Source organism: Streptomyces sp. BL1, assembly GCF_057628045.1.
Genome location: NZ_JBXYWZ010000002.1, coordinates 3,615,808 through 3,637,500, shown reverse-complemented (window position 1 = coordinate 3,637,500; position 21,693 = coordinate 3,615,808). Strand labels below are relative to the sequence as shown.

Genomic DNA, 21,693 nt, shown 5'->3' with positions numbered 1-21,693 from the left:
TGCTGTCGAGAAAAGCCTCTAGCGAGGTGTGTGGCGGCCCGTACCCTAAACCGACTCAGGTGGTCTGGTAGAGAATACCGAGGCGTTCGGGTGAACTGTGGTTAAGGAACTCGGCAAAATGCCCCCGTAACTTCGGGAGAAGGGGGGCCACGGCTGGTGATGGGACGTGCTCCCTGAGCTGGTGGTGGCCGCAGAGACCAGCGAGAAGCGACTGTTTACTAAAAACACAGGTCCGTGCGAAGCCGTAAGGCGAGGTATACGGACTGACGCCTGCCCGGTGCTGGAACGTTAAGGGGACCGGTTAATCATCTTTCGGGGTGGTGAAGCTGAGAACTTAAGCGCCAGTAAACGGCGGTGGTAACTATAACCATCCTAAGGTAGCGAAATTCCTTGTCGGGTAAGTTCCGACCTGCACGAATGGCGTAACGACTTCTTGACTGTCTCAACCACAGGCCCGGTGAAATTGCACTACGAGTAAAGATGCTCGTTTCGCGCAGCAGGACGGAAAGACCCCGGGACCTTTACTATAGCTTGATATTGGTGTTCGGTTCGGCTTGTGTAGGATAGGTGGGAGACTGTGAACTCCAAGCGCCAGCTTGGGGGGAGTCATTGTTGAAATACCACTCTGGTCGTGCTGGATGTCTAACCCGGGTCCGTGATCCGGATCGGGGACAGTGTCTGGTGGGTAGTTTAACTGGGGCGGTTGCCTCCCAAAGAGTAACGGAGGCGCCCAAAGGTTCCCTCAGCCTGGTTGGTCATCAGGTGGTGAGTGTAAGTGCACAAGGGAGCTTGACTGTGAGACTGACGGGTCGAGCAGGGACGAAAGTCGGGACTAGTGATCCGGCGGTGGCTTGTGGAAGCGCCGTCGCTCAACGGATAAAAGGTACCCCGGGGATAACAGGCTGATCTTCCCCAAGAGTCCATATCGACGGGATGGTTTGGCACCTCGATGTCGGCTCGTCGCATCCTGGGGCTGGAGTCGGTCCCAAGGGTTGGGCTGTTCGCCCATTAAAGCGGTACGCGAGCTGGGTTTAGAACGTCGTGAGACAGTTCGGTCCCTATCCGCTGCGCGCGTAGGAGTCTTGAGAAGGGCTGTCCCTAGTACGAGAGGACCGGGACGGACGGACCTCTGGTGTGCCAGTTGTTCTGCCAAGGGCATGGCTGGTTGGCTACGTTCGGGAGGGATAACCGCTGAAAGCATCTAAGCGGGAAGCCTGCTTCGAGATGAGGACTCCCACCCCCGTGAGGGGTTAAGGCTCCCGGGAGATTACCGGGTTGATAGGCCGGATCTGGAAGCCCAGTAATGGGTGGAGGTGACCGGTACTAATAGGCCGAGGGCTTGTCCATAGTTGCTTGCGTCCACTGTGTTAGTTCTGAGACAACAACCCCGGTGTTGTGTGTTTCATAGTGTTTCGGTGGTCATAGCGTGAGGGAAACGCCCGGTTACATTTCGAACCCGGAAGCTAAGCCTTTCAGCGCCGATGGTACTGCACACGGGAGTGTGTGGGAGAGTAGGACGCCGCCGAACTTTCTTTGAGATAGAGGGCTGTGGCCCCTGGAGACCTTAGGGTTTCGGGGCCACAGCCCTTTTTCGCGTTTGGGGCCCGTGCCACGTCGTAAAGTGGCCGAATGGGCTACGACTTGGTCATCTTCGACAACGACGGAGTGCTCGTCGACAGCGAGCCGCTCTCCAACCGCATTCTGGCCTCGTATCTGACCGAGCTGGGGCACCCCACCTCGTACGAGGACTCGGTGCGGGACTACATGGGCGCCGCCGTGCACCGTGTGCACGATCTGGTGCGGGAGCGGTCCGGGCAGGCTCTGCCCGACGACTTCGACGAGACCTTTCACGCCCGGGTCTTCGAGGCCTTCCACCGCGAACTGACCGCCGTGCCCGGAGCGGCCGGCGTACTCGACAAGCTCGACGCCGATGGAGTGCCCTGCTGCGTGGCCTCGTCCGGGAGCCACGAGAGGATTCGCGTCGCCCTGCGGAAGACCGGCCTGTACGAACGCTTCGGAGAGGAGCGGATCTTCAGCTCGCAGGACGTGGGCCGGGGCAAGCCGGCGCCCGACCTCTTCCTCCATGCCGCACAGCAGATGGGGGTGGCACCCGAGCGGTGTGCCGTCATCGAGGACAGTCCCCTCGGTGTGCGGGCCGCCGTCGCCGCGGGCATGGACGTGTACGGGTACGCGGCCATGACTCCCGCCGCCAACCTGTCCGCCGCGACCCGGGTGTTCGGAGCGATGGACGACCTCATGGCGGAGCTGTCCCGGTGAGCCGTGCCCGAGCGGCGTGAGTCGCACCGATGCAGGCCGCCGGTGCGGCCGTCGATGTGGGCCCCACTGATGTGAGAGGGGTCTCCCGGGTACGGTGGCGGTCATGAGCGGCGGCGCACAGTTGATGTGGGACGAGGCAGTGACCGGCTATGACTTCGGGGACGGTCACCCCATGGATCCGGTGCGGCTGGCGCTGACGATGCGGCTCGTGGAAGCCCTGGGTGTGGACGGGGCACCGGGCCTCAAGGTGGTGTCGGCCAGAGCCGCCGGGGACTCGACGCTGCGGCTCGTACACCGCGAGGACTACATCGAGGCCGTACGTGCGGTGTCCGCCGATCCGCGGACAGCGGACGGCAGTTACGGGCTCGGCACCCCCGACGATCCCGCCTTCGCCGGCATGCACGAGGTGTCCGCGCTGATCGCGGGACAGTCCGTCGGGGCAGCGGAGGCCGTGTGGCGGGGCGGGGCGATGCACGCGGTGAACTTCGCCGGCGGTCTGCACCACGCCATGCCGGGGTCCGCCTCCGGCTTCTGCATCTACAACGACGCCTCTCTCGCCATCGCCCGGCTGCTGGAGATGGGCGCCGAACGCGTCGCGTACATCGATGTCGACGTGCACCACGGCGACGGGGTGCAGGCGGCGTTCTGGGACGACCCGCGCGTGCTGACGATCTCGCTGCACGAGCATCCGCGTGCCCTCTTCCCCGGCACCGGTTGGGTGGAGGAGACCGGCGGTGCCGGCGCGGAGGGCAGCGCCGTGAACATTCCCGTGCCGCCCGGCACCGGTGACGAGGGCTGGCTGCGGGCGCTGCACGCCGTCGTGCCCGAACTCCTCGGCGCCTTCGGCCCGCAGGCGCTGGTCACCCAGCACGGCGCCGACACCCACTTCGAGGATCCGCTGGCGCATCTCGCGGTCAGCATCGACGCGCACCGCGTCGCGGCCGAGGCCTGTCACCGCTGGGCGCACGAGTACGCGGACGGCCGGTGGGTGGCGCTCGGCGGGGGCGGCTATGCCGTGGTCGACGTCGTACCCCGGTCGTGGACCCAGCTGGTGGCCATCGCCGCCGGCGCCCCCGTCCCGCCGACCACGGAAGTTCCCGAGTCGTGGCGGCAGTTGGCGTACGCCCGTACGGGCAGTGCCGTCGCGCCCATGCGGATGACGGACGGGCGGGAGCCCTCCTGGCGGGACTGGGCGGAGTCCGGGTACGACCCGGCCCGCCCCCTCGACCAGATGGTGCGGTCCGTCCGCAACGCGGTGTTCCCCGCACACGGCCTGCTGCCGTGACCGACTGAACGCCCGCAGGCCGTGCGGCCGAACCCCCGCCGGCCGTGCGGCCGAACCCCCGCTTCCCGTACGCGGGTTCGGTGGGTGATCTGTGCGTCGTCCTCCCGGCGTGCGCGGTAGGCAGCCGCAACCATGGGGAACGTGCTGAGTGTCGGAGCCCTGCGGGCCCATCTGCTGGCCGCCCATATGGCGGGTCCCGTCGCGACGACCCGGGAGAAGAGCCTCCAGCGGTACCGGCTGTTCGCGGCCCGTGACCCCAGGGCGCTGATCGGCCTGGAGCCCGAAGGGGCCTGGTCGGTACCGGAGTTGATCGAGCTGATGGCGCACCGGTGCGGAGTCTCCGCGGACCCCGCTAGGGTGTCCGGGCACGACACCATCGACCCCGAGCGCACCATCGCTGCGCTCGATTCGTTCGCCGAACGCCTGCGCAGCGCGGCGGAACGGCGGGTTCCGGTGCTGTTGGGGACGGGCCACCCCGATCGACTGCTGGGCTTCTACGCCACATTGGCCTCATCGCTCTCGGCGGCGGGCTGTCCTGTCCTGGTACCGGCGCAGGGGCGACGTATCGACATGAAGACCCGATTCGGGGTACGTCAGTACAACCTCACCTACGTACGAGGGGTCGCTCTGGTCCGGGAAGCCGGCGCCCCTTCAAGCCCCCGTGCGCCCGGCGTACATACGCACTCCCCCCTCCCGCTCCGAGTGGCCCTGGGGGCGGCTGCGGCAGCCGGAACTCCCCTTCCCGAGCTGGTCATCGGGGACCACGGCTGGGTCTGCGCGGCAGGTCAGCTGGGTATCGAGGCCATCGGTCCGGCAGATACGGACGATCCGGCGCTCTTCGTCGGGCAGGCGGAGGGGCGAGTGTCCGTGGCAGTTCCGCTTGATGACGCTGTGCGGTCCGATTACTACCGCCCGCTTACTCGCTATGTACTCAATCGAGCGTGTCTGTCACAGTAGGGAACCGATCGCTACTCCTCTTCCCCACTCGCATCACCCGCCCCTAATCTGGGGAGGAGCGCGCATGCGAGCAGGAGTCACCGGAGGGGAAGCCGGTGTCCGACATGTGCGGAAGGTTCAGGTGTGACATGACTGCTGGTAAGGGACCTCTGAACGAGGTCAACTTTCTGACCGTGGCGGAAGTCGCTTCGGTGATGCGGGTGTCCAAGATGACCGTGTACCGACTGGTGCACAGCGGTCATCTGCCGGCGATCCGGGTGGGCAGGTCCTTCCGGGTCCCAGAGCAGGCTGTCCATGAGTACCTCCAAGAGTCCTACGTGGGGGTAGAGACAGCCTGACGGACCGTCAGATCCGATAGACGGTCATGTGCGATCGCAGGGCGGAGCACCGCGGCGGCCCTCGGATTACGAGGTTCATCCGGTGGCGGGTAGGCTGGGCCCATGTAGGTCGTGTGGGCTCGGACGCCCCGCACCGAGTGATTCAAGTGAGTTCTCCCCGCATCTCGTGGGGAAGATTTCGTGAGCGAGGGTAGTCGTGGGCTCTGTAATCAAGAAGCGGCGTAAGCGGATGGCCAAGAAGAAGCACCGCAAGCTTCTGAAGCGGACGCGCGTTCAGCGCCGCAACAAGAAGTGAGCGAGCGCCAACTGCGCTGCTGACCGCCGTCCTTTCCTTCCGGGAGGGGCGGCGGTTTTGTGTGCGGCCGGCGTGGCATCCCTTCGGCACTGGCCAATTCGTCACAGTACGCAGCTCTCAGTCATCACAGCGCAATCTTCAGCCGCTACGGTGTGACCCTCAGGGGGCATCCGTCAGGGAGGGATCTTGGGCAAGGTCGTGCTCGTCACCGGTGTCGCACGACAGCTGGGGGGCCGGTTCGTGCGGCGTGTTCAGCGAGAACCCGACGTCGAGAAGGTCATCGGCGTCGACGCCATGCCACCCGCCCACCATCTGGGCGGGGCCGAATTCGTGCGGGCCGACATCAGGCAGCCCACGATCGGGAAACTGCTCGCCGAGCACCAGGTGGACACGGTCGTCCACATGGACATCCACGGCACGCCGATCGGGGGGCGCGGAGGCGGCCGCGGCTCGGTCAAGGAGACCAACGTCATCGGCACGATGCAGCTGCTCGGCGCCTGTCAGAAGGCGCCCAGCGTGCAGCGCCTCGTGGTGAAGTCGACGACCAGCGTGTACGGCGGGGCGCCGCGGGACCCCGCCATGTTCGACGAGTCCACGCCGCCCAAGTCACTGCCCAGCGGCGGCTTCGCGAAGGATGCCGTGGAAGTCGAGGGCTACGTACGGGGGTTCGCGCGCCGGCGTCCCGACGTGGCGGTGACCGTACTGCGCTTCGCGCACGTACTGGGCCCCTCTGTCGACTCGGTGCTCGCCGAATACTTCGCGCTGCCCGTGCTGCCGACGGTGCTCGGCTACGACCCGCGGCTGCAGTTCGTACACGAGGACGACGTCATCGAAGTGCTCCGGAGGTCGGCCGAGGACCCCGCGCGCGGCGGGCTCAACTCCGGCACGTTCAACATCGCCGGTGACGGCGTACTGCTGCTGTCGCAGTGCGCGCGGCGGCTCGGGAAGCCGACGGTGCCGATGCTGCTTCCCGCCATCCGGTGGGGGCGGACCGTGCTGCGGTCGGTCGGCGCGACGGACTTCTCGCCCGAACAGATAAGGCTGCTGACGCACGGACGGGTCGTGCGCACCGCGCAGATGCGCGAGACTCTGGGGTTCGAGCCGCGGTACACCACAGCGGAGACGCTCGCGGCGTATGCGCACAGCAAGGGGGCGGGGCTGATGCCGCCCGAATTCCTGGCCCGTACCGTCGACCGGCTCGCCACGGCCCTCCCCGGGGCCGGCGGCGCCGAGCCGCATGAGGAGGTCCGCCAGCATGGCTGACGCGAAGGTCATCCCGTTCGACGACGACCGCGACCGCGGGCGCGGCGGGCGGGCCGCCGGAAAGGGCGGCCGGACCGGCAGCCGGCGCCGCAGGGGAGAGCAGAGCGCCCTGACGACGGTGCCCGAAGCGGACGCCGCGGACGGTACGGGGGCCGGCGCGGGGCGTACGGGGTCAAGCGCGGGTGCCACGGCGGCCGTTGAGGCGGGTCTGCCGTCGGGCGCGGACGGCGACGGAGGTGCCGGGCACTCGGGCGCGGCGGGCGCGGACGGGTCCGCGGTCGACGGGGGACGCGGACTCGTGGACCGGCTGCTCGGCGGCGGCTGGGAGCGCAAGGCGGCGGACGGGCTGGCCTTCCTGCGGCGCCGCGTCACCGGGGACTACGAGGTCGACGACTTCGGCTACGACGAAGAGCTCACCGACCAGGTGCTGATGTCGATGCTGCGGCCGGTGTACGAGAAGTACTTCCGGGTGGAGGTGCGCGGCGTCGAGAACATCCCCGACGACGGCGGGGCGCTCATCGTCGCCAACCACTCCGGGACGCTGCCGCTCGACGGGCTGATGATGCAGGTCGCCGTGCACGACAACCATCCGGCGGGACGTCATCTGCGGCTGCTCGGCGCGGACTTGGTGTTCATGCTGCCGGTGGTCAACGAGCTCGCCCGGAAGGCCGGGCACACGCTCGCCTGCGCGGAGGACGCGGAACGGCTCCTGGACCGGGGCGAGGTCGTCGGGGTGATGCCGGAGGGCTTCAAGGGCCTCGGCAAGCCCTTCGCCGACCGGTACAAGCTGCAGCGCTTCGGGCGGGGCGGTTTCGTGTCGACGGCGCTGCGGGCGAAGGCGCCGATCGTGCCGTGCTCCATCGTGGGCGCGGAGGAGATCTACCCCATGATCGGCAACGCCCGTACGGTGGCGCGGCTGTTGGGCTTCCCGTACTTTCCGCTCACGCCGACCTTCCCGTGGCTCGGCCCGCTCGGCGCGGTGCCGCTGCCGACGAAGTGGACCATTCAGTTCGGCGAGCCGATCCCGACCGACGACTATCCGCCGGGGTCGGCGGAGGACCCGATGCTGATGTTCAACCTCACGGACCAGGTCAGGGAAACGATCCAGCACACGCTCTACAAGCTGCTGGTGCAGCGGCGGTCGGTGTTCTTCTGACGGGCCGCGCGTGAGGGCTTGAGGGCTCGCGCCGTGTCGAGGGTCCGAGAGCGGCCGGAAGAGGAGTTTGCGAGCGCGCAGTTGGGGCTCCCCGCCTTTGGCGGGGAGCCCCAACTGGTGTTGCTGTTACTTCTCGTCGTCCGGTGAGAGGTTCTTGAGGCCTGGCAGGACGTCGGGGACGATCGGGGGCAGGTCGACCTTGCCGTCTTCCGGCAGGGGCGGTGACGGTGCCTCGGGCCGGGGCGCGGAGGGCTTGTCCTCCGGGCTGTCGGACGCGCCGCCGAGCAGCCCGTCCTCCCCGCCCAGCAGCCCCTCGTGGGGCGACCGCGACTCGCTGGGCGACGGCGAACCGGCGCCGCTGCCCGTACCGCTGTCCGTGCCGGCCGGCGTGTCGGGGGCGGAGGGGCTGGACGACTGCCCCTGCTCCTCGCGCACTCCGGGCCCGGACTCCGGCGCGTGCCGGGGCGACGTGCTGTCCGGGGCCTTGGGGAACATCCCCTCCAGCGGCTCCACTTCGTGGTCTATGGCGGCGAAGGCCGAAGCGACGTCGTCGCCCACGTCGTCGAGCTGGAGCGGCAGCCGCTCCCGCAGGTCCGCCCAGCCCGCCCGGTGGCCCTTGGAGAACGAGGAAAGCGACTGCATGGGGCCGAGGTCGCCGTCCTGTTCGTACGCCGCGCTGAGCAGCCGGTGGCCCTCTCCGACGTCGTCCCGCATGCCGTTGAGCGTGCGCCGCACCGACGACAGCGACTCGTGGTCGAGCTCGCCGTCGCGCGCGGTGTCCATCAGACGCCGCGCCTCGTTCAACCGCGTGGAGGCGTTGTCCAGATAGAGCCGGCCGCGGTCGGCCTCGTCGCCCGCGAGGTCCAGCTTGAGGTCCTCCATGCCGCGTTTGAGCCCGTAGAGGTGGTCACCCGGCATGGCGTCGGTGCTCGCCGCCGCGACCCCGCCGAGGGCCGTGGCCGCCACGCCCACCCCGAGCCCGCCGGCCGTGAGGCCCTTGGCAAGCCGGGACTTGGGGCGCAGCTTTCCCAACGGCCCCAGGCTCGGGGCACGGTGGCTGCCCTTTCCCGACGCCCGCTGCTCGGGCACCCGCCCGCGGGCACCGCCGTCCGGGGCGCCGTCCGCGGCGAAGGCACTCTCCATCGCGGCGATCAGCTGGGCCCGTTGGACGGTTTTCACGTCCGGGTCCAGCTCCGGTTTGGGCAGCGCACCGAGTTGGTCCACCAGGCGGAGCAATGGCTCCTCGGCGCCACCGCCCGCTTCCGGGCCGGGCTCGGGGAGCGCGGTGTCCGTGGCACCGTCGTCCGCCGCCTGCTCGGCCGCCGTGGCCTCGTCGAGACTCTGCTCATCCAGGGCCTGGGCGAAGGCGTTTGCCCGACGGCTCGCGGATACGGATCCGATCACGGGCGGCACCTCCTCTCGTCAGCACGGTCGACTCCCCTGGAGACAGGGAGGGTTGCGGGACCTGTCCGGTTTCACTCGTACGAGTGAGGGGCCGTGCCGGTCACGCCTGTGGGAAGTCTGCAACCCCCACAACGAGCGGCACGCCGCGCTGGTTACGGAGTGAGGATGATGTGACCGCGGGCAGTGGTGCGCTCACCTGGGGTTACCGCGCGTCATCCGGAAAAAGGCGCGCCAGGGTGCGCACGGCGCGGTACTGCAGGGTCTTGATGGCGCCCTCGTTCTTGCCCATGGCGCGTGCGGTCTCGGCGACCGAAAGACCCTGCAGGAAGCGGAGTGTCACGCACTCCTGCTGCTGCGGGTTGAGCTTGCGCACGGCCTCCAGCAGCGCGGCGTTGGAGAGGGACTCCAGGACCGAGTCCTCCGGGCTGCGCTCGACCTCGTTCGCGTCCAGCATTTCGCCGGTGGTCACTTCGAGCCGGAAGCGGCTCGACTTGAAGTGGTCGGCGACCAGATTGCGGGCGATCGTGACCAGCCAGGCGCCGAAGTCACGGCCCTGCCAGGTGAACGTGCTGATGCGGCGCAGCGCGCGCAGGAAGGTCTCGCTGGTGAGGTCCTCGGCCGTGGCCCGGCCGCCGACGCGGTAATAGATGTAGCGGTAGACCGTGTCGCTGTAGTGGTCGTAGAGCCGGCCGAAGGCGTCGGTCTCGCCGGCCTGGGCGCGCTCGACGAGGTCCATCATGCGACGGCTGTCGCTGTCGGCGGCCGCCGGACGGCGGGACGTGGCAGCGGTGTTGGCGGCGCCGCGCCGGCGGCTGCGCACCGGGCCGGCGGTGCCGGGTGCGGCCGCCGTGGCGGCGGTGGAGTGTGCGGCGCCCGCCGTGCCGGTGGCGCGGGTGGTCAGGGCGTAGCGGGGACGGGCGGGGACATGTGCGGCTGCGGCGAGGGCGGGGACGGCGTACGCGGAGGGGACGAATTCGCGCATCCGGTCGACGGTTGTGACGACCGTGGTACGCAGCGTAGCCAGGCCCGAGGCGTCAACCCCGACGTGTGGGTACACGGGACTCCCAGAGGCAGAGCTTCCATCACGTGCAGTGCGGGACCGGTCGCCCGGTGTAGGGGCGCATGGGTACCGAATTGCGTCTGAGGAGAATAACGCTTCGTACAGGCGGCGCTACACCTAGTTGCCAAAATCGCCGTTTCGGTTCGCTCCGTTATGCATTCACGGTCGAGTGAGTACCGGGTGTTGGCAGTTGTGTGACAAGTTGTCAGACCACTTTTGACACCCGTGTGATCTCTTGTGATCGCAGGGGAGCTGGGGGACTGGCGGGGCGGGCTTCCGGGTATCACCGGCGAATTGGCCGGGCGGACGTACGGATGTCCGAACTGCGCGCCGTGCGGCGGCCTGTGACGCCGTGTGTGTACCGCGCAGACCGCGCCGGGCCCGCCCGGCGGGTCCCCGGCCCGCGGGGCGTGTGTGGAGTGTCTGCGGCCCTGGTCGGCGCGGTGCGTCAGCGGCGCCGGCGCTGCAGCGCGACGGCGGCCGCCGCGCCGCCCGCGACGGCGCCCACGCCCGCCGCGGCGGGGATGCCGACCTTGGCCGCCTTGCGGCCCGTGCGGTAGTCACGGAGCCGCCAGCCCATCTCCCGGGCGTGGGCGCGCAGTCGGCTGTCGGGGTTGATCGCGTACGGATGGCCGACCAGGGAGAGCATCGGGATGTCGTTCGACGAATCGCTGTACGCCGCGCAGCGTTCCAGCTCCAGCTCCTCGGCCGCAGCCAGCGCGCGCACCGCCTCCGCCTTGGCGGGGCCGTGCAGCGGCTCGCCGACGAGGCGGCCGGTGTAGACGCCGCCGACGGACTCGGCGACGGTGCCGAGGGCGCCGGTCAGGCCGAGCCGCCGGGCGATGATCGTCGCGGTCTCCACCGGGGCCGCGGTCACCAGCCACACCTTCTGGCCGGCGTCGAGGTGGGCCTGGGCGAGGGCGCGGGTGCCGGGCCAGATCCGGCCGGCCATGTACTCGTCGTAGATCTCCTCGCCGATCGACATCAGTTCACTGACGCGGTGGCCCTTGACGATGGACAGGGCGCTGGAGCGGACGTCTTCCATGTGCTCCGGGTTCTCGGTGCCGGCCAGCCTGAAGTACGCCTGCTGCCAGGCGAACCGGGCGAGTTCGCGGTTGTGGAAGAACTTCCGCTTGTAGAGGCCGCGTCCGAAGTGGAAGATCGCGGCGCCCTGCATGACGGTGTTGTCGAGGTCGAAGAAGGCGGCGGCGCTGGTGTCGCCCGTGACCGGGAACTCCGGTTCGGAGTCGTCGGTGCGCTCCGCCTCGGCCGTTTCCAGCTCCAGCAGGCGTTGCTGTTCCGACTCCTGTTCCTGCTTGCGTGCCGCCTCGGCCGCGGCCTCCCCCGCGAGGACGCTCCGCGCGGTCGCGGGGCGGATGCGGCGGGGAAGCCACGCCGGGAAAGAGACCGGAAGAAGGGGCATGCGATCGAGCATAGCCAAGGCGGGCGTTGGGGCCGTTACAGCTGGATGACCGTCACGTGCCGGACGGCAGAATGGCTGTATGAAGACGGTGACATTGATCGGGAAGCCCGGCTGCCATCTGTGTGATGTAGCACGTGACGTCGTCGTACGGATCTGCGAGGAGACCGGCGCGACCTGGGAGGAACGGGACATCAACCAGGACGCGGAGCTGTACAGGAAGTATTGGGAGCAGATCCCCGTTGTGCTGGTGGACGGGGCGCAGCACGACTTCTGGAGGGTCGATCCGCAGCGGCTGAGGGCCGCCCTCGCGGACTGACGGCAGCCGGCCGTGCACGGGCCGCTGCGGTCCGAGTTCGGCCGGAATTCGATTACCATCGAGGTCGTTTTTGCCGCCCGGGGACGTATAGGTGAGGAGTGTGGCCGAGTGTCCGCGTTGATGCGTGTGGCGCCGGTCACGTTGGCCGGACAAAGCGGACAGCATCTTTGTGCACGCGTTCACAAAGACATAGCCTGGGCTCGACGGAGCGGTTCGGGAGCGCGCACGGCGAACGGCCGCTCACCGCTTCGCGCAACCGGCAGGAGCACCGTGGCAACTGGCCGAAATCACCGACCGGCGACGAGCCGCAGCCGAGGGATCCCCGAGGCCACCGTCGCCCGGCTTCCGCTGTACCTGAGAGCGCTCACCGCACTCAGCGAGCGCTCGGTCCCCACGGTCTCGTCGGAGGAGCTCGCGACGGCGGCGGGGGTCAACTCCGCGAAGCTGCGCAAGGACTTCTCCTACCTCGGCTCCTACGGCACCCGGGGCGTCGGGTACGACGTGGAGTACCTCGTCTACCAGATCTCCCGGGAGCTGGGGCTGACCCAGGACTGGCCCGTGGTGATCGTCGGTATCGGCAACCTCGGTGCGGCGCTGGCCAATTACGGCGGCTTCGCCTCCCGCGGCTTCCGGGTCGCGGCGCTGATAGACGCCGACCCGTCGCTCTCCGGGCGGCCCGTCGCGGGCATCGGGGTCCAGCACACCGACGAGCTCGAGAAGATCATCGACGACAACGGCGTCTCCATCGGCGTCATCGCGACCCCGGCCGGCGCGGCCCAGCAGGTGTGCGACCGGCTGGTCGCCGCCGGGATCACCTCCATCCTCAACTTCGCGCCGACCGTGCTCTCCGTGCCGGAGGGCGTGGACGTGCGCAAGGTGGACCTCTCGATAGAGCTGCAGATCCTCGCCTTCCATGAGCAGCGGAAGGCCGGCGAGGACGTGCCCGAGGACGAGGACACCGACACCGCGCCGCCTGCCGTGCCCCCGGCCGCTTCCGTGACCCGCTCCGGCGGCCGCCCCGATTCGGGACCTGACGGGGACGTGCCCGCCGTGATGCCGGCATGAGTCTGCTCGTCGTCGGTCTGAGCCACCGCAGCGCGCCCGTGAGCGTGCTGGAACGTGCCGCCCTGGAACCGCGGCTGCGCGGCAGGCTGCTGCAGGACGCGGTGGCCGCCGAGCCCGCGGCCGAGGCCGCCGTGCTCGCCACCTGCAACCGCATCGAGCTGTACGCCGACGTGGACAAGTTCCACGCCGGTGTCGCCGAGCTGTCCACGCTGCTGGCCCAGCACAGCGGAGTCGGCCTCGAGGAGCTGACCCCGTATCTGTACGTGCACTACGAGGACCGGGCCGTGCACCACCTGTTCTCGGTGGCCTGCGGACTGGACTCGATGGTCGTGGGCGAGGGGCAGATTCTCGGCCAGATCAAGGACGCGCTCGCCGTCGCGCAGGAACAGCACACCGCGGGCCGGCTGCTGAACGACCTGTTCCAGCAGGCGCTCCGGGTCGGCAAGCGCGCGCACACCGAGACCGGCATCGACAAGGCCGGCCAGTCGCTCGTCACCTTCGGGCTGGAACAGCTCGCCGCGGGCGAGGACGTGGACAAGTGGGTCCGCGGCAAGCGCGCCCTGGTCATCGGCGCGGGCTCCATGTCGTCCCTGGCGGCGACGACGCTCGCGCGGGCCGGAGTGGCCGAACTGGTGATCGTCAACCGTACGTTGGAGAGGGCGGCGCGGCTCGCGGCGAGCCTCTCCGAGGAAGGCTCCGCCTGCGCCCGCGAGTTCGACGCGGTCGCGGACGAACTGCCCCGCGCGGACATCGTGGTGTCCTGCACCGGAGCCACCGGGCTCGTCCTCACCGCGGACGCGGTCCGCGAGGCGGCGGGACGCCGGGACACGGTGCGCGCCGCGAAAGGCGGCGGGGCCGGTGCGCCGCACGGCGCCGAACCGCTCGCGCTGCTCGACCTCGCCATGCCCCGGGACATCGACGCCGGGGTGCACGAGGTGCCCGCCGCGCGGCTCGTGGACATCGAGTCGCTGGCCGAGGCCTCGGCCGACGCTCCCATCGCCGCCGACGTGGACGCCGTACGCGGCATCGTCGGCGAGGAGGTCGCGGCCTTCGGCGCGGCACAGCGCGCCGCCACCATCACCCCCACCGTGGTCGCCCTGCGGACCATGGCCGCGGATGTCGTCGCCAGCGAAATGGCCCGCCTGGACGGCCGGTTGACGGATCTGGACGACAAACAGCGCGCAGAGATCACCCAGACCGTGCGGCGTGTCGTGGACAAGCTTCTGCACGCGCCGACCGTGCGCGTGAAACAGCTCGCGGGCGAGCCGGGCGGCGCGGGGTACGCCGACGCGCTGCGCGAGCTCTTCGACCTCGACCCGCAGGCGGTCGCCGCTGTCAGCAAGCCGGAACAGGAGCGGCAATGAGCAATCCGCAAGCCCGACCACTGAGGTTGGGTACGCGCCGCAGCAAGCTCGCCATGGCCCAGTCGGGCCTCGTGGCCGAGCAGGTACGCCGGCTCACCGGGCGCCCCGTTGAGCTGGTCGAGATCACCACATACGGCGACACCAGCAAGGAGCAGCTCGCGCAGATCGGCGGCACCGGCGTCTTCGTCACCGCCCTGCGCGACGCGCTGCTGGCCGGCGAGGTCGACTTCGCGGTGCACTCCCTGAAGGATCTGCCGACGGCGCAGCCCGAGGAGTTGACGCTGGCCGCCGTACCGGAGCGGGCCGACCCGCGGGACGCGCTGATCGCCCGGGACGGGCTCGGCTTCGCCGGTCTGATCGCCTCGCCCGTGCGCACGCCGCGCATCGGCACCGGGTCGCCGCGCCGCATGGCGCAGCTGAACGCCTGGGCGCGCTCGCTGGGTGTGGACATCGAGACGGTGCCGATCCGGGGGAATATCGACACCCGGATCGGGTACGTGCGCTCCGGCGAGCTCGACGCTGTCGTCCTCGCCGCCGCGGGGATGGAGCGCATCGGACGCAGCGACGAGGTCACCGAGCATCTCGCCCCGGATTCCGTACTGCCCGCCCCTGGCCAGGGGGCACTGGCCGTCGAGTGCGCCACGTCGAACGCGCACCTGGCAGCCCAGCTCGCCGAGCTCGACGACCCGTTCACCCGGGCCGCGGTCACGGCCGAGCGATCCCTGCTCGCCGCCTTGGAGGCCGGCTGCAGCGCACCTGTGGGAGCGCTGGCCGACCTGCTGGTCGACGGGCAGGCAGTCACCGAAATGCGCCTGCGCGGCGTCGTCGGCTCCACCGACGGCGACACGCTGGTGCAGCTGTCCACCACCGGTCCCGTACCGGCATCCTCCACCGAGGCGGTGGCCCAGTCCGAGCGGATGGGCCGGGAGCTCGCGGACGAGATGCTCGCCAAGGGTGCGGCCGGTCTGATGGGGGAGCGAGCACTTTGAGCCCCACCACCGCCAATACGGCCCACGCGGCCGATGCGGCAATGACACAGAGCACGCCGGACGCGCCTGCCGTACCGGCAGCGCAACCGGCTCAGCACCTCTACGGTGCACACGGGCACGTCACCTTTCTGGGTGCCGGGCCCGGGGACCCGGGGCTGCTGACCCTGCGCGCCGTCGAGGCGCTCGCGCAGGCCGAGGTGCTGGTCGCGGAGCCGCAGGCGTACGAGGTCGTCCGTACCCATGCGCGGGCAGGGGTGGACACACCGCTCCAGCGGCAGACCGCGGAGGGCGCTGACGCAGCGTCAACTGCCCCCGCCGCCACGGGCGATGGAGGAGATCTTGCCATGGCCGCCGCCCGGTCCGGCAAGCGGGTCGTGCGTGCCGTCGCCGGCGACCCGGGCCTGGACGCGGACGCGGCGCGGGAGATGCTGGCGTGCGCCGATGAGGGCATCACCTTCGAGGTCGTGCCGGGCGTCGCCTCCGTCGTGGGCGTGCCGGCCTACGCCGGTGTGCCGCTGCGCGACGACCGCGGCACCGACGTGCGGTTCATCGACGCGCGCAGTGCCGACGACAGATGCTGGACGGAGGTCGGCGCGAGCGAGGCGACGGTGGTCGTCTCCACCACGCTGGACTCGGTGGGCGCGGTCGCCGGCGAGCTGGTGGCCGGCGGCAGGAAGCCGGACACGTCGCTGACGGTGACCCTCGCGGGCACCACGACGCGGCAGCGGACCTGGACCGCCACGCTCGGCACCATCGCGCAGACCCTGAAGTCGGCGAAGGTGCTGCCGAGCGCGGACGGCGGCCGGCCCGTCATAGCCGTGGTCGGCGAGCGCAGCGCCCCCGCGCGGCGGGACCAGCTGTCGTGGTTCGAGTCCAAGCCGCTGTTCGGCTGGAACGTTCTTGTGCCCCGCACCAAGGAACAGGCCGCGTCGCTCTCCGACCAGCTCCGCTCGTACGGCGCCGTTCCGTCAGAGGTGCCCACCATCGCCGTCGAACCGCCGCGCACCCCGCAGCAGATGGAGCGCGCGGTGAAGGGCCTGGTCACGGGCCGCTATGAGTGGATCGCCTTCACGTCGGTCAACGCGGTCAAGGCCGTGCGCGAGAAGTTCGAGGAGTACGGGCTCGACGCCCGCGCGTTCGCCGGGATCAAGGTCGCGGCGGTCGGCGAGCAGACGGCCAAGGCCCTGATCGCCTTCGGTGTGAAGCCGGACCTGGTGCCCAGCGGCGAGCAGTCGGCCGCCGGTCTGCTGGAGGACTGGCCGCCGTACGACCCGGTCTTCGACCCGATCGACCGCGTCTTCCTGCCGCGCGCGGACATCGCCACCGAGACGCTGGTCGCCGGTCTCATCGAACTCGGCTGGGAGGTCGACGACGTGACGGCGTACCGTACGGTGCGTGCCTCGCCGCCGCCCGCCGAGACCCGTGAGGCGATCAAGGGCGGCGGGTTCGACGCGGTGCTCTTCACCTCGTCGTCGACGGTCCGGAACCTGGTCGGCATCGCGGGCAAGCCGCACAACGTGACGGTCATCGCGTGTATCGGCCCGGCCACCGCCAAGACGGCAGAGGAGCACGGCCTGCGGGTCGACGTCATGTCGCCCGAGCCCTCCGTGCACAAGCTCGCGGAGGCCCTCGCCGATCTCGGTGAGCAGCGCCGTGAAGACGCCGCCGAGGCAGGTGAACCGGTGAAGCGGCCGAGCGAGAAGCGCCCGGCCAGGAGGAGGGCACGAACCTCGTGAGCACCTACGGCAGTTACCCCGGGGCGCGGCCGCGCCGGCTGCGTACCACTCCGGCGATGCGGCGCATGGTCGCCGAGAACCGTCCGCATCCGGCGGATCTGATCCTGCCGGTCTTCGTACGGGACGGGATCGACGAGCCGGTGCCGGTGTCGTCGCTGCCGGGTGTCGTACAGCACTCCCGGGAGTCGCTGAAGAAGGCGGCGGCCGACGCGGTCGCCGCCGGCCTCGGCGGGATCATGCTCTTCGGGGTGCCGAAGGAGGAGGAGAAGGACGCGGTCGGGACGCGGGGGACCGATCCGGACGGCATCCTCCAGCTCGGGCTGCGGGACGTACGGGCCGAGGTCGGTGACGACCTCGTCGTCATGTCCGACCTGTGCCTGGACGAGTTCACCGACCACGGGCACTGCGGAGTCCTCACGCCGGACGGCCGGGTCGACAACGACGCGACGCTGGAGCGGTACGCGGAGATGGCGCTGGCCCAGGCCGAGGCCGGCGCCCACACGCTCGGCCCGAGCGGCATGATGGACGGTCAGATCGCGTACGTCCGGCGCGCGTTGGACGACGCGGGGCATGTGGACGTGTCGCTCTTCGCGTACACCGCGAAGTATTCGTCCGCCTTCTACGGGCCGTTCCGGGAGGCCGTCGGCTCCTCCTTGCAGGGCGACCGGAAGACGTACCAGCAGGACGCCGCCAACGGGCGGGAGGCGCTGCGCGAGCTCGCCCTCGACCTGGAGGAGGGCGCCGACATGGTGATGGTCAAGCCCGGCCTCCCGTACCTGGACGTCCTGCGGGACGTCGCGGAGGCCTCCGACGTGCCGGTCGGCGTGTACCAGATCTCCGGTGAGTACGCGATGATCGAGGGCGCGGCTGAGCGGGGCTGGATCGACCGCGACGCGGCCATCATGGAGACCCTCACGGGCTTCAAGCGGGCCGGCGCGAGCATGATCCTCACCTACTGGGCGACGGAAGCGGCGCGGCGCCTCAACCAGCACTGAACCGTCAACCTCGCCTTTCGTGGCGGGGGTTGGCCACACGAGAACGGTCCGGCGGTCTGAGTGCAGACCTGCCGGACCGTTGTCGTGTGTGTGGGGGCTACTCGTCGCCCTCGTCGCGTTGCGGCCGCAGCGCGGCCCACGTGCCGAAGAACGCGGCTACCGCCAGGAGGCCGAGGCCCACCCAGAGGTTGATCCGCAATCCGTCGGCCTTGGCCAGCTCCGCCTTGCCGTCGGTGAGGCCGAGGACCGTGAGGACGGCCCCGTACAGGCCGAGCAGGCCGGCGATCAGGACGCGTACGTCGAAACCGCGGGGCTTCGCCGGGTTGGTGCCGCTGTCTTCCGTGCCCATGGGGGTCTCGCTTTCGCTGCTCATACGGCCACCACCAGCCACACGCTGAGCGCGGCCGTCAGGACGAGCACCGTGGTGCCGAGGACGACGGGCGAGCGCCACCAGGGCTGCTTCGTCATCGCCTCGTGCGCGTCCGGCGATTCGGGGTCGGGGACGCTCCACACCAGACCCTTGAGCTCGGACTCCGGCTTGGGCTTGGTGACCAGGGTGACCAGCACCGTGACGACGACGTCGACGAGGAACGCGGCGATCGCGCCGTAGAAGTTCGCCATCTGCGCGTTGATCGTCTGGTGGGTCGGGTCGAGCACGCCGCCCGGGTAGAAGTACGCGATGTGGTACGCGGACAGGTGCGCCGCCGCGGCCGCCGCCGTACCGGCCAGCATGCCCCAGAACCCGGCCCACGGCGTGACCCGCTTCCAGAACATCGCCAGCAGGAACGTCGCGAACAGCGGCGAGTTGAAGAAGCTGAACAGCAGCTGGATGTAGTTCTGGATGTTGTTGTAGTCGGCGGCGATGAAGGCCGCGCCGACGCTGATGCCGATGCCCGCGACGGTCGCCACCCGGCCGGCCGTGAGGTAGTACCGGTCGGTGCGGCCCTTCACCACGTACGGCTTCCAGATGTCGTACGTGAAGACCGTGTTGAAGCCGGAGATGTTCGCCGCCATGCCCGCCATGAACGCGGCGAGCAGACCGGTGAGTGCGATGCCGAGCACACCGTTCGGCAGGTAGCGCTGCATCATCTCCGGGATGACGTCGTTGTACGTGGGCCCGCCCGGCTGCCCCAGCTTGGGGATCACCACCAGCGCGATCATGCCGGGGACGACCGTGACCAGCGGCAGCAGCATCTTCGGGAACGCCGCGATGATCGGCGTACGGCGGGCCGCGTTCAGGTCCTTCGCGGCCAGACTGCGCTGCACCTCCGCGAAGTTGGTGGTCCAGTAGCCGAAGGCGAGGACGAAGCCCTCACCCATGGCGAGGCCGATCCAGTCGCCGAGCGGATTGTTCCAGTGGCCGACCTGGGTGCCCTGCCAGGTCTTCAGCAGGGCCGGATCGTCGACGGCCTCCTTCAGCCCGTCGAAGCCGCCGACCACGTGCAGGCCGATGACGACGATCGGGATGAGCCCCGCGAGGATCACGAAGAACTGCAGCACCTCGCCGTAGATCGCTCCGGCGAGTCCGCCGAGCGTGATGTAGACGAGCACGAACACCGCGGACAGCATGATCGACAGCCACAGCGGCCAGCCGATCAGCAGCTTCACGATGAGCGCGAGCGCGAACAGGTTGACGCCCGCCAGCAGCACCTGCGCCACGGCGAAGACGACGCTGTTGAGCAGGTGCGTCTGCTTGTTGAAGCGGCGCCGCAGATACTCGGAGACGCTGTGCACGCGGGTCGAGTAGTAGAACGGCATCATCACGATGCCGAGGAACACCATCGCGGGGATGGCGCCCAGCCAGTAGAAGTGCACGGCCGCCGCGCCGTACTGGGCGCCGTTGGCCGCACCGCCGATGATCTCCAGGGCGCCGAGGTTGGCGGAGATGAACGCGAGCCCGGTGATCCACGCCGGCATGGACCGCCCGGCGAGGAAGAAGTCGCCGCTGCTGCTGACGGCCCGCCGTGTGTACAGGCCGATGGCGATGATCGCGGCGAAGTAGACCGCCAGCAGGAACCAGTCGACGAGGTGCAGTTCGAGGGTGCCCGTCATGCCCGGACCCCCGTACCGGGTATGCCGCCGCCCTGCTCCGGCTCCGGAGCGGGTGCCTCGCCCGGGGCGAACTCCACGATCAGGTCGGCCCGTTCGCGGCCGGGGGCGACCAGTGTCGCGTTGGCCTCGTCCGAGCCCCGTACCCAGCGTTCCGCCTCGGCCGGGTCCTTGCCGAAGCGCTCGTGCCGGGCGATGAGCCGCCGTACCCGTACGTCCTGCTCCAGGCCCACCCACCAGCACGCGTCCAGCAGGCCGCGCGCCTCGGGCCAGGGCTCCTCGTCCAGCAGCAGATAGTTCCCCTCGGTGACGACGAGCGGCACCTCGGGCGGTACGGGGATGCTGCCGGCGAGCGGCTGCTCCAGCTCCCGGTCGAAGCCCGGCGCGTACACGGTCTCGCCCGTACGGGGTGCGCGCAGCCGCCGGAGCAGCGCCGCGTAGCCGTACGGGTCGAAGGTGTCGGGGGCGCCCTTGCGGCCGAGCCGGCCGAGGCGGCGCAGCTCGGTGTCGGCGAGGTGGAAGCCGTCCATGGGCGCCAGCACGGCCCGCTCCGGGCCGAGTTCGCGTACGAGGTGGGCTGCCAGCGTGGACTTGCCCGCGCCGGGCGGCCCGGCGATGCCGAGCACTCTGCGGGTGCCGGGCACCGCGAGGGCGCGGGCGCGCTCCAGAAGTTCCTGCGGAGTCATGGGTGTTGCCTTCGTCTCCAGCGGCGAGGTCTCAGGGGTGTGCTGCTCGGGCCGTCAGGCGGCGTGCGCGGCCTTGATCTGGCCGGCCATGAACTCCCGGGCGTGCGCGGCCAGATCGGCGCCGTCCGACCAGGTGTTGCGCCAGATGGCGAGCTGGTTGGACAGGCCGGGCGCGACGACGGCGGAGGAGAAGCTCTCGAAGGTGACCGGGCCGGTGTAGCGGATGTCCGCGAGGGCGTGGAAGAACGCGGGGAAGTCGATGGTGCCGGCGCCGAGATAGCCGCGGTTGCTGTCGCCGATGTGCACATAGCCGAGGCGGTCGCCGCAGGCGTGCACAGGGCGTACGAAGTCCTGCTCCTCGATGTTCATGTGGTACGTGTCCAGGTGGACCTTCACGTTGCCGGCGCCGATGTCGTCGATCAGGTCGAGGCACTGGCCCGCGGTGTTGATCAGATTGGTCTCGTACCGGTTCACGATCTCCATGCCGAGCGTGATGCCCAACTCCTGTGCTTCGGCGGCGAGTCCGCGCAGCACGGCGACGGCGTTCGCGCGGCCCTTCGCGGTGGGCTGCACGTCGTACTTGCCGAGCGCGCTGTAGAGCGCGCCGCAGAAGTACGTCCCGCCCACCTCGTGCGTGATGCGCAGCGCCTCGCGCAGCTGCGCCTCGCCGCGGGCCACGGTGTCCGGGTCCTCCGACGACACGTCGTGGTCGAAGTCCAGGCCGCGGGAGCAGGCGACGTCGAGGCCGTACTCACCGAGCACCTTCCGGGTGTCCTCGGTGTCCACGCTCGCCGGATCGTGCAGCGAGATCTCGACCAGGTCGTACCCGGCGGCGCGGCTCTGCGCGGCGGCGTCGCGCGCGCTGGCAGTGGTCCAGTTGCCCGTCCACACCAGGGTGTGCACTCCGAGCTTGTTCATGGCGCGGTGCTCCCACTTCTCTCGACGTTGAGCTGAGCGGCACTACTCTCACGCATCTTTTGCTTGCTGACAAGGCAAAAGTTGTCTTGGTGTCGGGCGGAAGTGGGGATACGGTAC

General features: G+C 69.7%; 20 protein-coding genes and 2 rRNA genes (1 of these 22 only partly in view). 15 read left to right on the top strand and 7 right to left on the bottom strand.

Annotation, left to right across the window (positions count from 1 at the left end):
* The 9 genes from AC3AGO_RS16055 to AC3AGO_RS16015 all read left to right on the top strand — a co-directional run.
* Positions 1 to 1,347: ribosomal RNA gene (locus AC3AGO_RS16055) — 23S ribosomal RNA — on the top strand (it extends 1,774 nt beyond the left edge of the window).
* A 64-nt stretch (positions 1,348 to 1,411) separates the two neighbouring features.
* Positions 1,412 to 1,528: ribosomal RNA gene (gene rrf / locus AC3AGO_RS16050) — 5S ribosomal RNA — on the top strand.
* Positions 1,529 to 1,629: 101 nt separating this feature from the next.
* The gene (locus AC3AGO_RS16045) at positions 1,630 to 2,277 is read left to right on the top strand and encodes an HAD family hydrolase (RefSeq protein ID WP_487820885.1); all 648 of its coding nucleotides are present in this window, start codon (positions 1,630 to 1,632) and stop codon (positions 2,275 to 2,277) included.
* A 103-nt stretch (positions 2,278 to 2,380) separates the two neighbouring features.
* Entirely contained in the window at positions 2,381 to 3,562 is a 1,182-nt protein-coding gene (locus AC3AGO_RS16040; RefSeq protein WP_487820884.1) for an acetoin utilization protein AcuC, read from the top strand.
* Positions 3,563 to 3,703: 141 nt separating this feature from the next.
* On the top strand, positions 3,704 to 4,519 hold the full coding sequence (locus AC3AGO_RS16035; RefSeq protein WP_487820883.1) for a phosphatase: 816 nt from the start codon (positions 3,704 to 3,706) through the stop codon (positions 4,517 to 4,519).
* Positions 4,520 to 4,647: 128 nt separating this feature from the next.
* Entirely contained in the window at positions 4,648 to 4,857 is a 210-nt protein-coding gene (locus AC3AGO_RS16030; RefSeq protein ID WP_487820882.1) for a helix-turn-helix domain-containing protein, read from the top strand.
* 196 nt (positions 4,858 to 5,053) lie between these two features.
* Positions 5,054 to 5,152: a 30S ribosomal protein bS22 gene (locus AC3AGO_RS16025; protein WP_003948845.1), complete on the top strand. Its 99-nt coding sequence runs from the start codon at positions 5,054 to 5,056 to the stop codon at positions 5,150 to 5,152.
* Between the two features lie 186 nt (positions 5,153 to 5,338).
* A complete protein-coding gene (locus tag AC3AGO_RS16020; RefSeq protein WP_487820881.1) occupies positions 5,339 to 6,415 on the top strand; it encodes an NAD-dependent epimerase/dehydratase family protein in 1,077 nt (358 codons plus the stop codon).
* Positions 6,408 to 7,571 carry a lysophospholipid acyltransferase family protein gene (locus tag AC3AGO_RS16015; protein ID WP_487820880.1) on the top strand — a complete coding sequence of 388 codons (1,164 nt, stop codon included), beginning with the start codon at positions 6,408 to 6,410 and terminating at the stop codon, positions 7,569 to 7,571. The genes AC3AGO_RS16020 and AC3AGO_RS16015 overlap by 8 nt, the downstream gene beginning before the upstream one ends.
* Positions 7,572 to 7,697: 126 nt before the next feature.
* On the opposite strand, the gene AC3AGO_RS16010 is transcribed toward AC3AGO_RS16015, so the two are convergent.
* The 3 genes from AC3AGO_RS16010 to AC3AGO_RS16000 form a co-directional block, all read right to left on the bottom strand.
* On the bottom strand, positions 7,698 to 8,975 hold the full coding sequence (locus AC3AGO_RS16010) for a DUF5667 domain-containing protein (protein ID WP_487820879.1): 1,278 nt from the start codon (positions 8,973 to 8,975) through the stop codon (positions 7,698 to 7,700).
* A 202-nt stretch (positions 8,976 to 9,177) separates the two neighbouring features.
* Positions 9,178 to 10,032 (bottom strand): ECF subfamily RNA polymerase sigma factor, BldN family, encoded by an 855-nt coding sequence (locus tag AC3AGO_RS16005; protein WP_487820878.1) that lies wholly within the window; start codon positions 10,030 to 10,032, stop codon positions 9,178 to 9,180.
* Between the two features lie 451 nt (positions 10,033 to 10,483).
* Complete coding sequence (locus AC3AGO_RS16000; RefSeq protein WP_487820877.1) at positions 10,484 to 11,458, bottom strand: HAD family hydrolase; 975 nt, start codon at positions 11,456 to 11,458, stop codon at positions 10,484 to 10,486.
* A 79-nt stretch (positions 11,459 to 11,537) separates the two neighbouring features.
* Here AC3AGO_RS16000 and AC3AGO_RS15995 point away from each other — a divergent pair, with 79 nt between their 5' ends.
* From AC3AGO_RS15995 to hemB, 6 genes are all read left to right on the top strand, one after another.
* Positions 11,538 to 11,774, top strand: a complete 237-nt coding sequence (locus AC3AGO_RS15995) for a glutaredoxin family protein (RefSeq protein ID WP_487820876.1) — start codon at positions 11,538 to 11,540, stop codon at positions 11,772 to 11,774.
* Between the two features lie 270 nt (positions 11,775 to 12,044).
* Positions 12,045 to 12,839: a redox-sensing transcriptional repressor Rex gene (locus tag AC3AGO_RS15990; RefSeq protein ID WP_487820875.1), complete on the top strand. Its 795-nt coding sequence runs from the start codon at positions 12,045 to 12,047 to the stop codon at positions 12,837 to 12,839.
* On the top strand, positions 12,836 to 14,203 hold the full coding sequence (locus tag AC3AGO_RS15985) for a glutamyl-tRNA reductase (RefSeq protein WP_487820874.1): 1,368 nt from the start codon (positions 12,836 to 12,838) through the stop codon (positions 14,201 to 14,203). Before AC3AGO_RS15990 ends, AC3AGO_RS15985 begins: the two co-directional genes overlap by 4 nt.
* Positions 14,200 to 15,192 carry a hydroxymethylbilane synthase gene (gene hemC, locus AC3AGO_RS15980; protein ID WP_487820873.1) on the top strand — a complete coding sequence of 331 codons (993 nt, stop codon included), beginning with the start codon at positions 14,200 to 14,202 and terminating at the stop codon, positions 15,190 to 15,192. Before AC3AGO_RS15985 ends, hemC begins: the two co-directional genes overlap by 4 nt.
* Before the next feature lie 41 nt (positions 15,193 to 15,233).
* Positions 15,234 to 16,928, top strand: a complete 1,695-nt coding sequence (locus AC3AGO_RS15975; protein ID WP_487820872.1) for a bifunctional uroporphyrinogen-III C-methyltransferase/uroporphyrinogen-III synthase — start codon at positions 15,234 to 15,236, stop codon at positions 16,926 to 16,928.
* A complete protein-coding gene (gene hemB, locus AC3AGO_RS15970; protein ID WP_487820871.1) occupies positions 16,925 to 17,923 on the top strand; it encodes a porphobilinogen synthase in 999 nt (332 codons plus the stop codon). The genes AC3AGO_RS15975 and hemB overlap by 4 nt, the downstream gene beginning before the upstream one ends.
* Before the next feature lie 97 nt (positions 17,924 to 18,020).
* Here the strand turns inward: hemB and AC3AGO_RS15965 are convergent, their stop codons facing one another.
* The 4 genes from AC3AGO_RS15965 to AC3AGO_RS15950 are packed head-to-tail and all read right to left on the bottom strand — an operon-like array spanning position 18,021 to position 21,576.
* The gene (locus AC3AGO_RS15965; protein ID WP_487820870.1) at positions 18,021 to 18,296 is read right to left on the bottom strand and encodes a hypothetical protein; all 276 of its coding nucleotides are present in this window, start codon (positions 18,294 to 18,296) and stop codon (positions 18,021 to 18,023) included.
* Positions 18,293 to 19,975: a sodium:solute symporter family protein gene (locus AC3AGO_RS15960; RefSeq protein WP_487820869.1), complete on the bottom strand. Its 1,683-nt coding sequence runs from the start codon at positions 19,973 to 19,975 to the stop codon at positions 18,293 to 18,295. Before AC3AGO_RS15960 ends, AC3AGO_RS15965 begins: the two co-directional genes overlap by 4 nt.
* Positions 19,972 to 20,658, bottom strand: coding sequence for a nucleoside/nucleotide kinase family protein (locus AC3AGO_RS15955; protein WP_487820868.1), 687 nt, complete (start codon positions 20,656 to 20,658; stop codon positions 19,972 to 19,974). Before AC3AGO_RS15955 ends, AC3AGO_RS15960 begins: the two co-directional genes overlap by 4 nt.
* Before the next feature lie 54 nt (positions 20,659 to 20,712).
* A complete protein-coding gene (locus AC3AGO_RS15950) occupies positions 20,713 to 21,576 on the bottom strand; it encodes a sugar phosphate isomerase/epimerase family protein (protein ID WP_487820867.1) in 864 nt (287 codons plus the stop codon).
* Between the last annotated feature and the right edge of the window lie 117 nt (positions 21,577 to 21,693).

Excerpts from the sequence above, each read along its gene's own strand:
- AC3AGO_RS15965 (WP_487820870.1), bottom strand. The coding sequence starts at position 18,296 with ATGAGCAGCGAAAGCGAGACCCCCATGGGCACGGAAGACAGCGGCACC.
- AC3AGO_RS15995 (WP_487820876.1), top strand. The coding sequence starts at position 11,538 with ATGAAGACGGTGACATTGATCGGGAAGCCCGGCTGCCATCTGTGTGAT.
- AC3AGO_RS15985 (WP_487820874.1), top strand. The coding sequence starts at position 12,836 with ATGAGTCTGCTCGTCGTCGGTCTGAGCCACCGCAGCGCGCCCGTGAGC.
- AC3AGO_RS16045 (WP_487820885.1), top strand. The coding sequence starts at position 1,630 with ATGGGCTACGACTTGGTCATCTTCGACAACGACGGAGTGCTCGTCGAC.
- AC3AGO_RS16030 (WP_487820882.1), top strand. The coding sequence starts at position 4,648 with ATGACTGCTGGTAAGGGACCTCTGAACGAGGTCAACTTTCTGACCGTG.
- AC3AGO_RS16040 (WP_487820884.1), top strand. The coding sequence starts at position 2,381 with ATGAGCGGCGGCGCACAGTTGATGTGGGACGAGGCAGTGACCGGCTAT.
- AC3AGO_RS15950 (WP_487820867.1), bottom strand. The coding sequence starts at position 21,576 with ATGAACAAGCTCGGAGTGCACACCCTGGTGTGGACGGGCAACTGGACC.
- AC3AGO_RS15955 (WP_487820868.1), bottom strand. The coding sequence starts at position 20,658 with ATGACTCCGCAGGAACTTCTGGAGCGCGCCCGCGCCCTCGCGGTGCCC.
- AC3AGO_RS16015 (WP_487820880.1), top strand. The coding sequence starts at position 6,408 with ATGGCTGACGCGAAGGTCATCCCGTTCGACGACGACCGCGACCGCGGG.
- AC3AGO_RS15960 (WP_487820869.1), bottom strand. The coding sequence starts at position 19,975 with ATGACGGGCACCCTCGAACTGCACCTCGTCGACTGGTTCCTGCTGGCG.
- AC3AGO_RS16000 (WP_487820877.1), bottom strand. The coding sequence starts at position 11,458 with ATGCCCCTTCTTCCGGTCTCTTTCCCGGCGTGGCTTCCCCGCCGCATC.
- AC3AGO_RS15975 (WP_487820872.1), top strand. The coding sequence starts at position 15,234 with ATGACACAGAGCACGCCGGACGCGCCTGCCGTACCGGCAGCGCAACCG.
- hemC (WP_487820873.1), top strand. The coding sequence starts at position 14,200 with ATGAGCAATCCGCAAGCCCGACCACTGAGGTTGGGTACGCGCCGCAGC.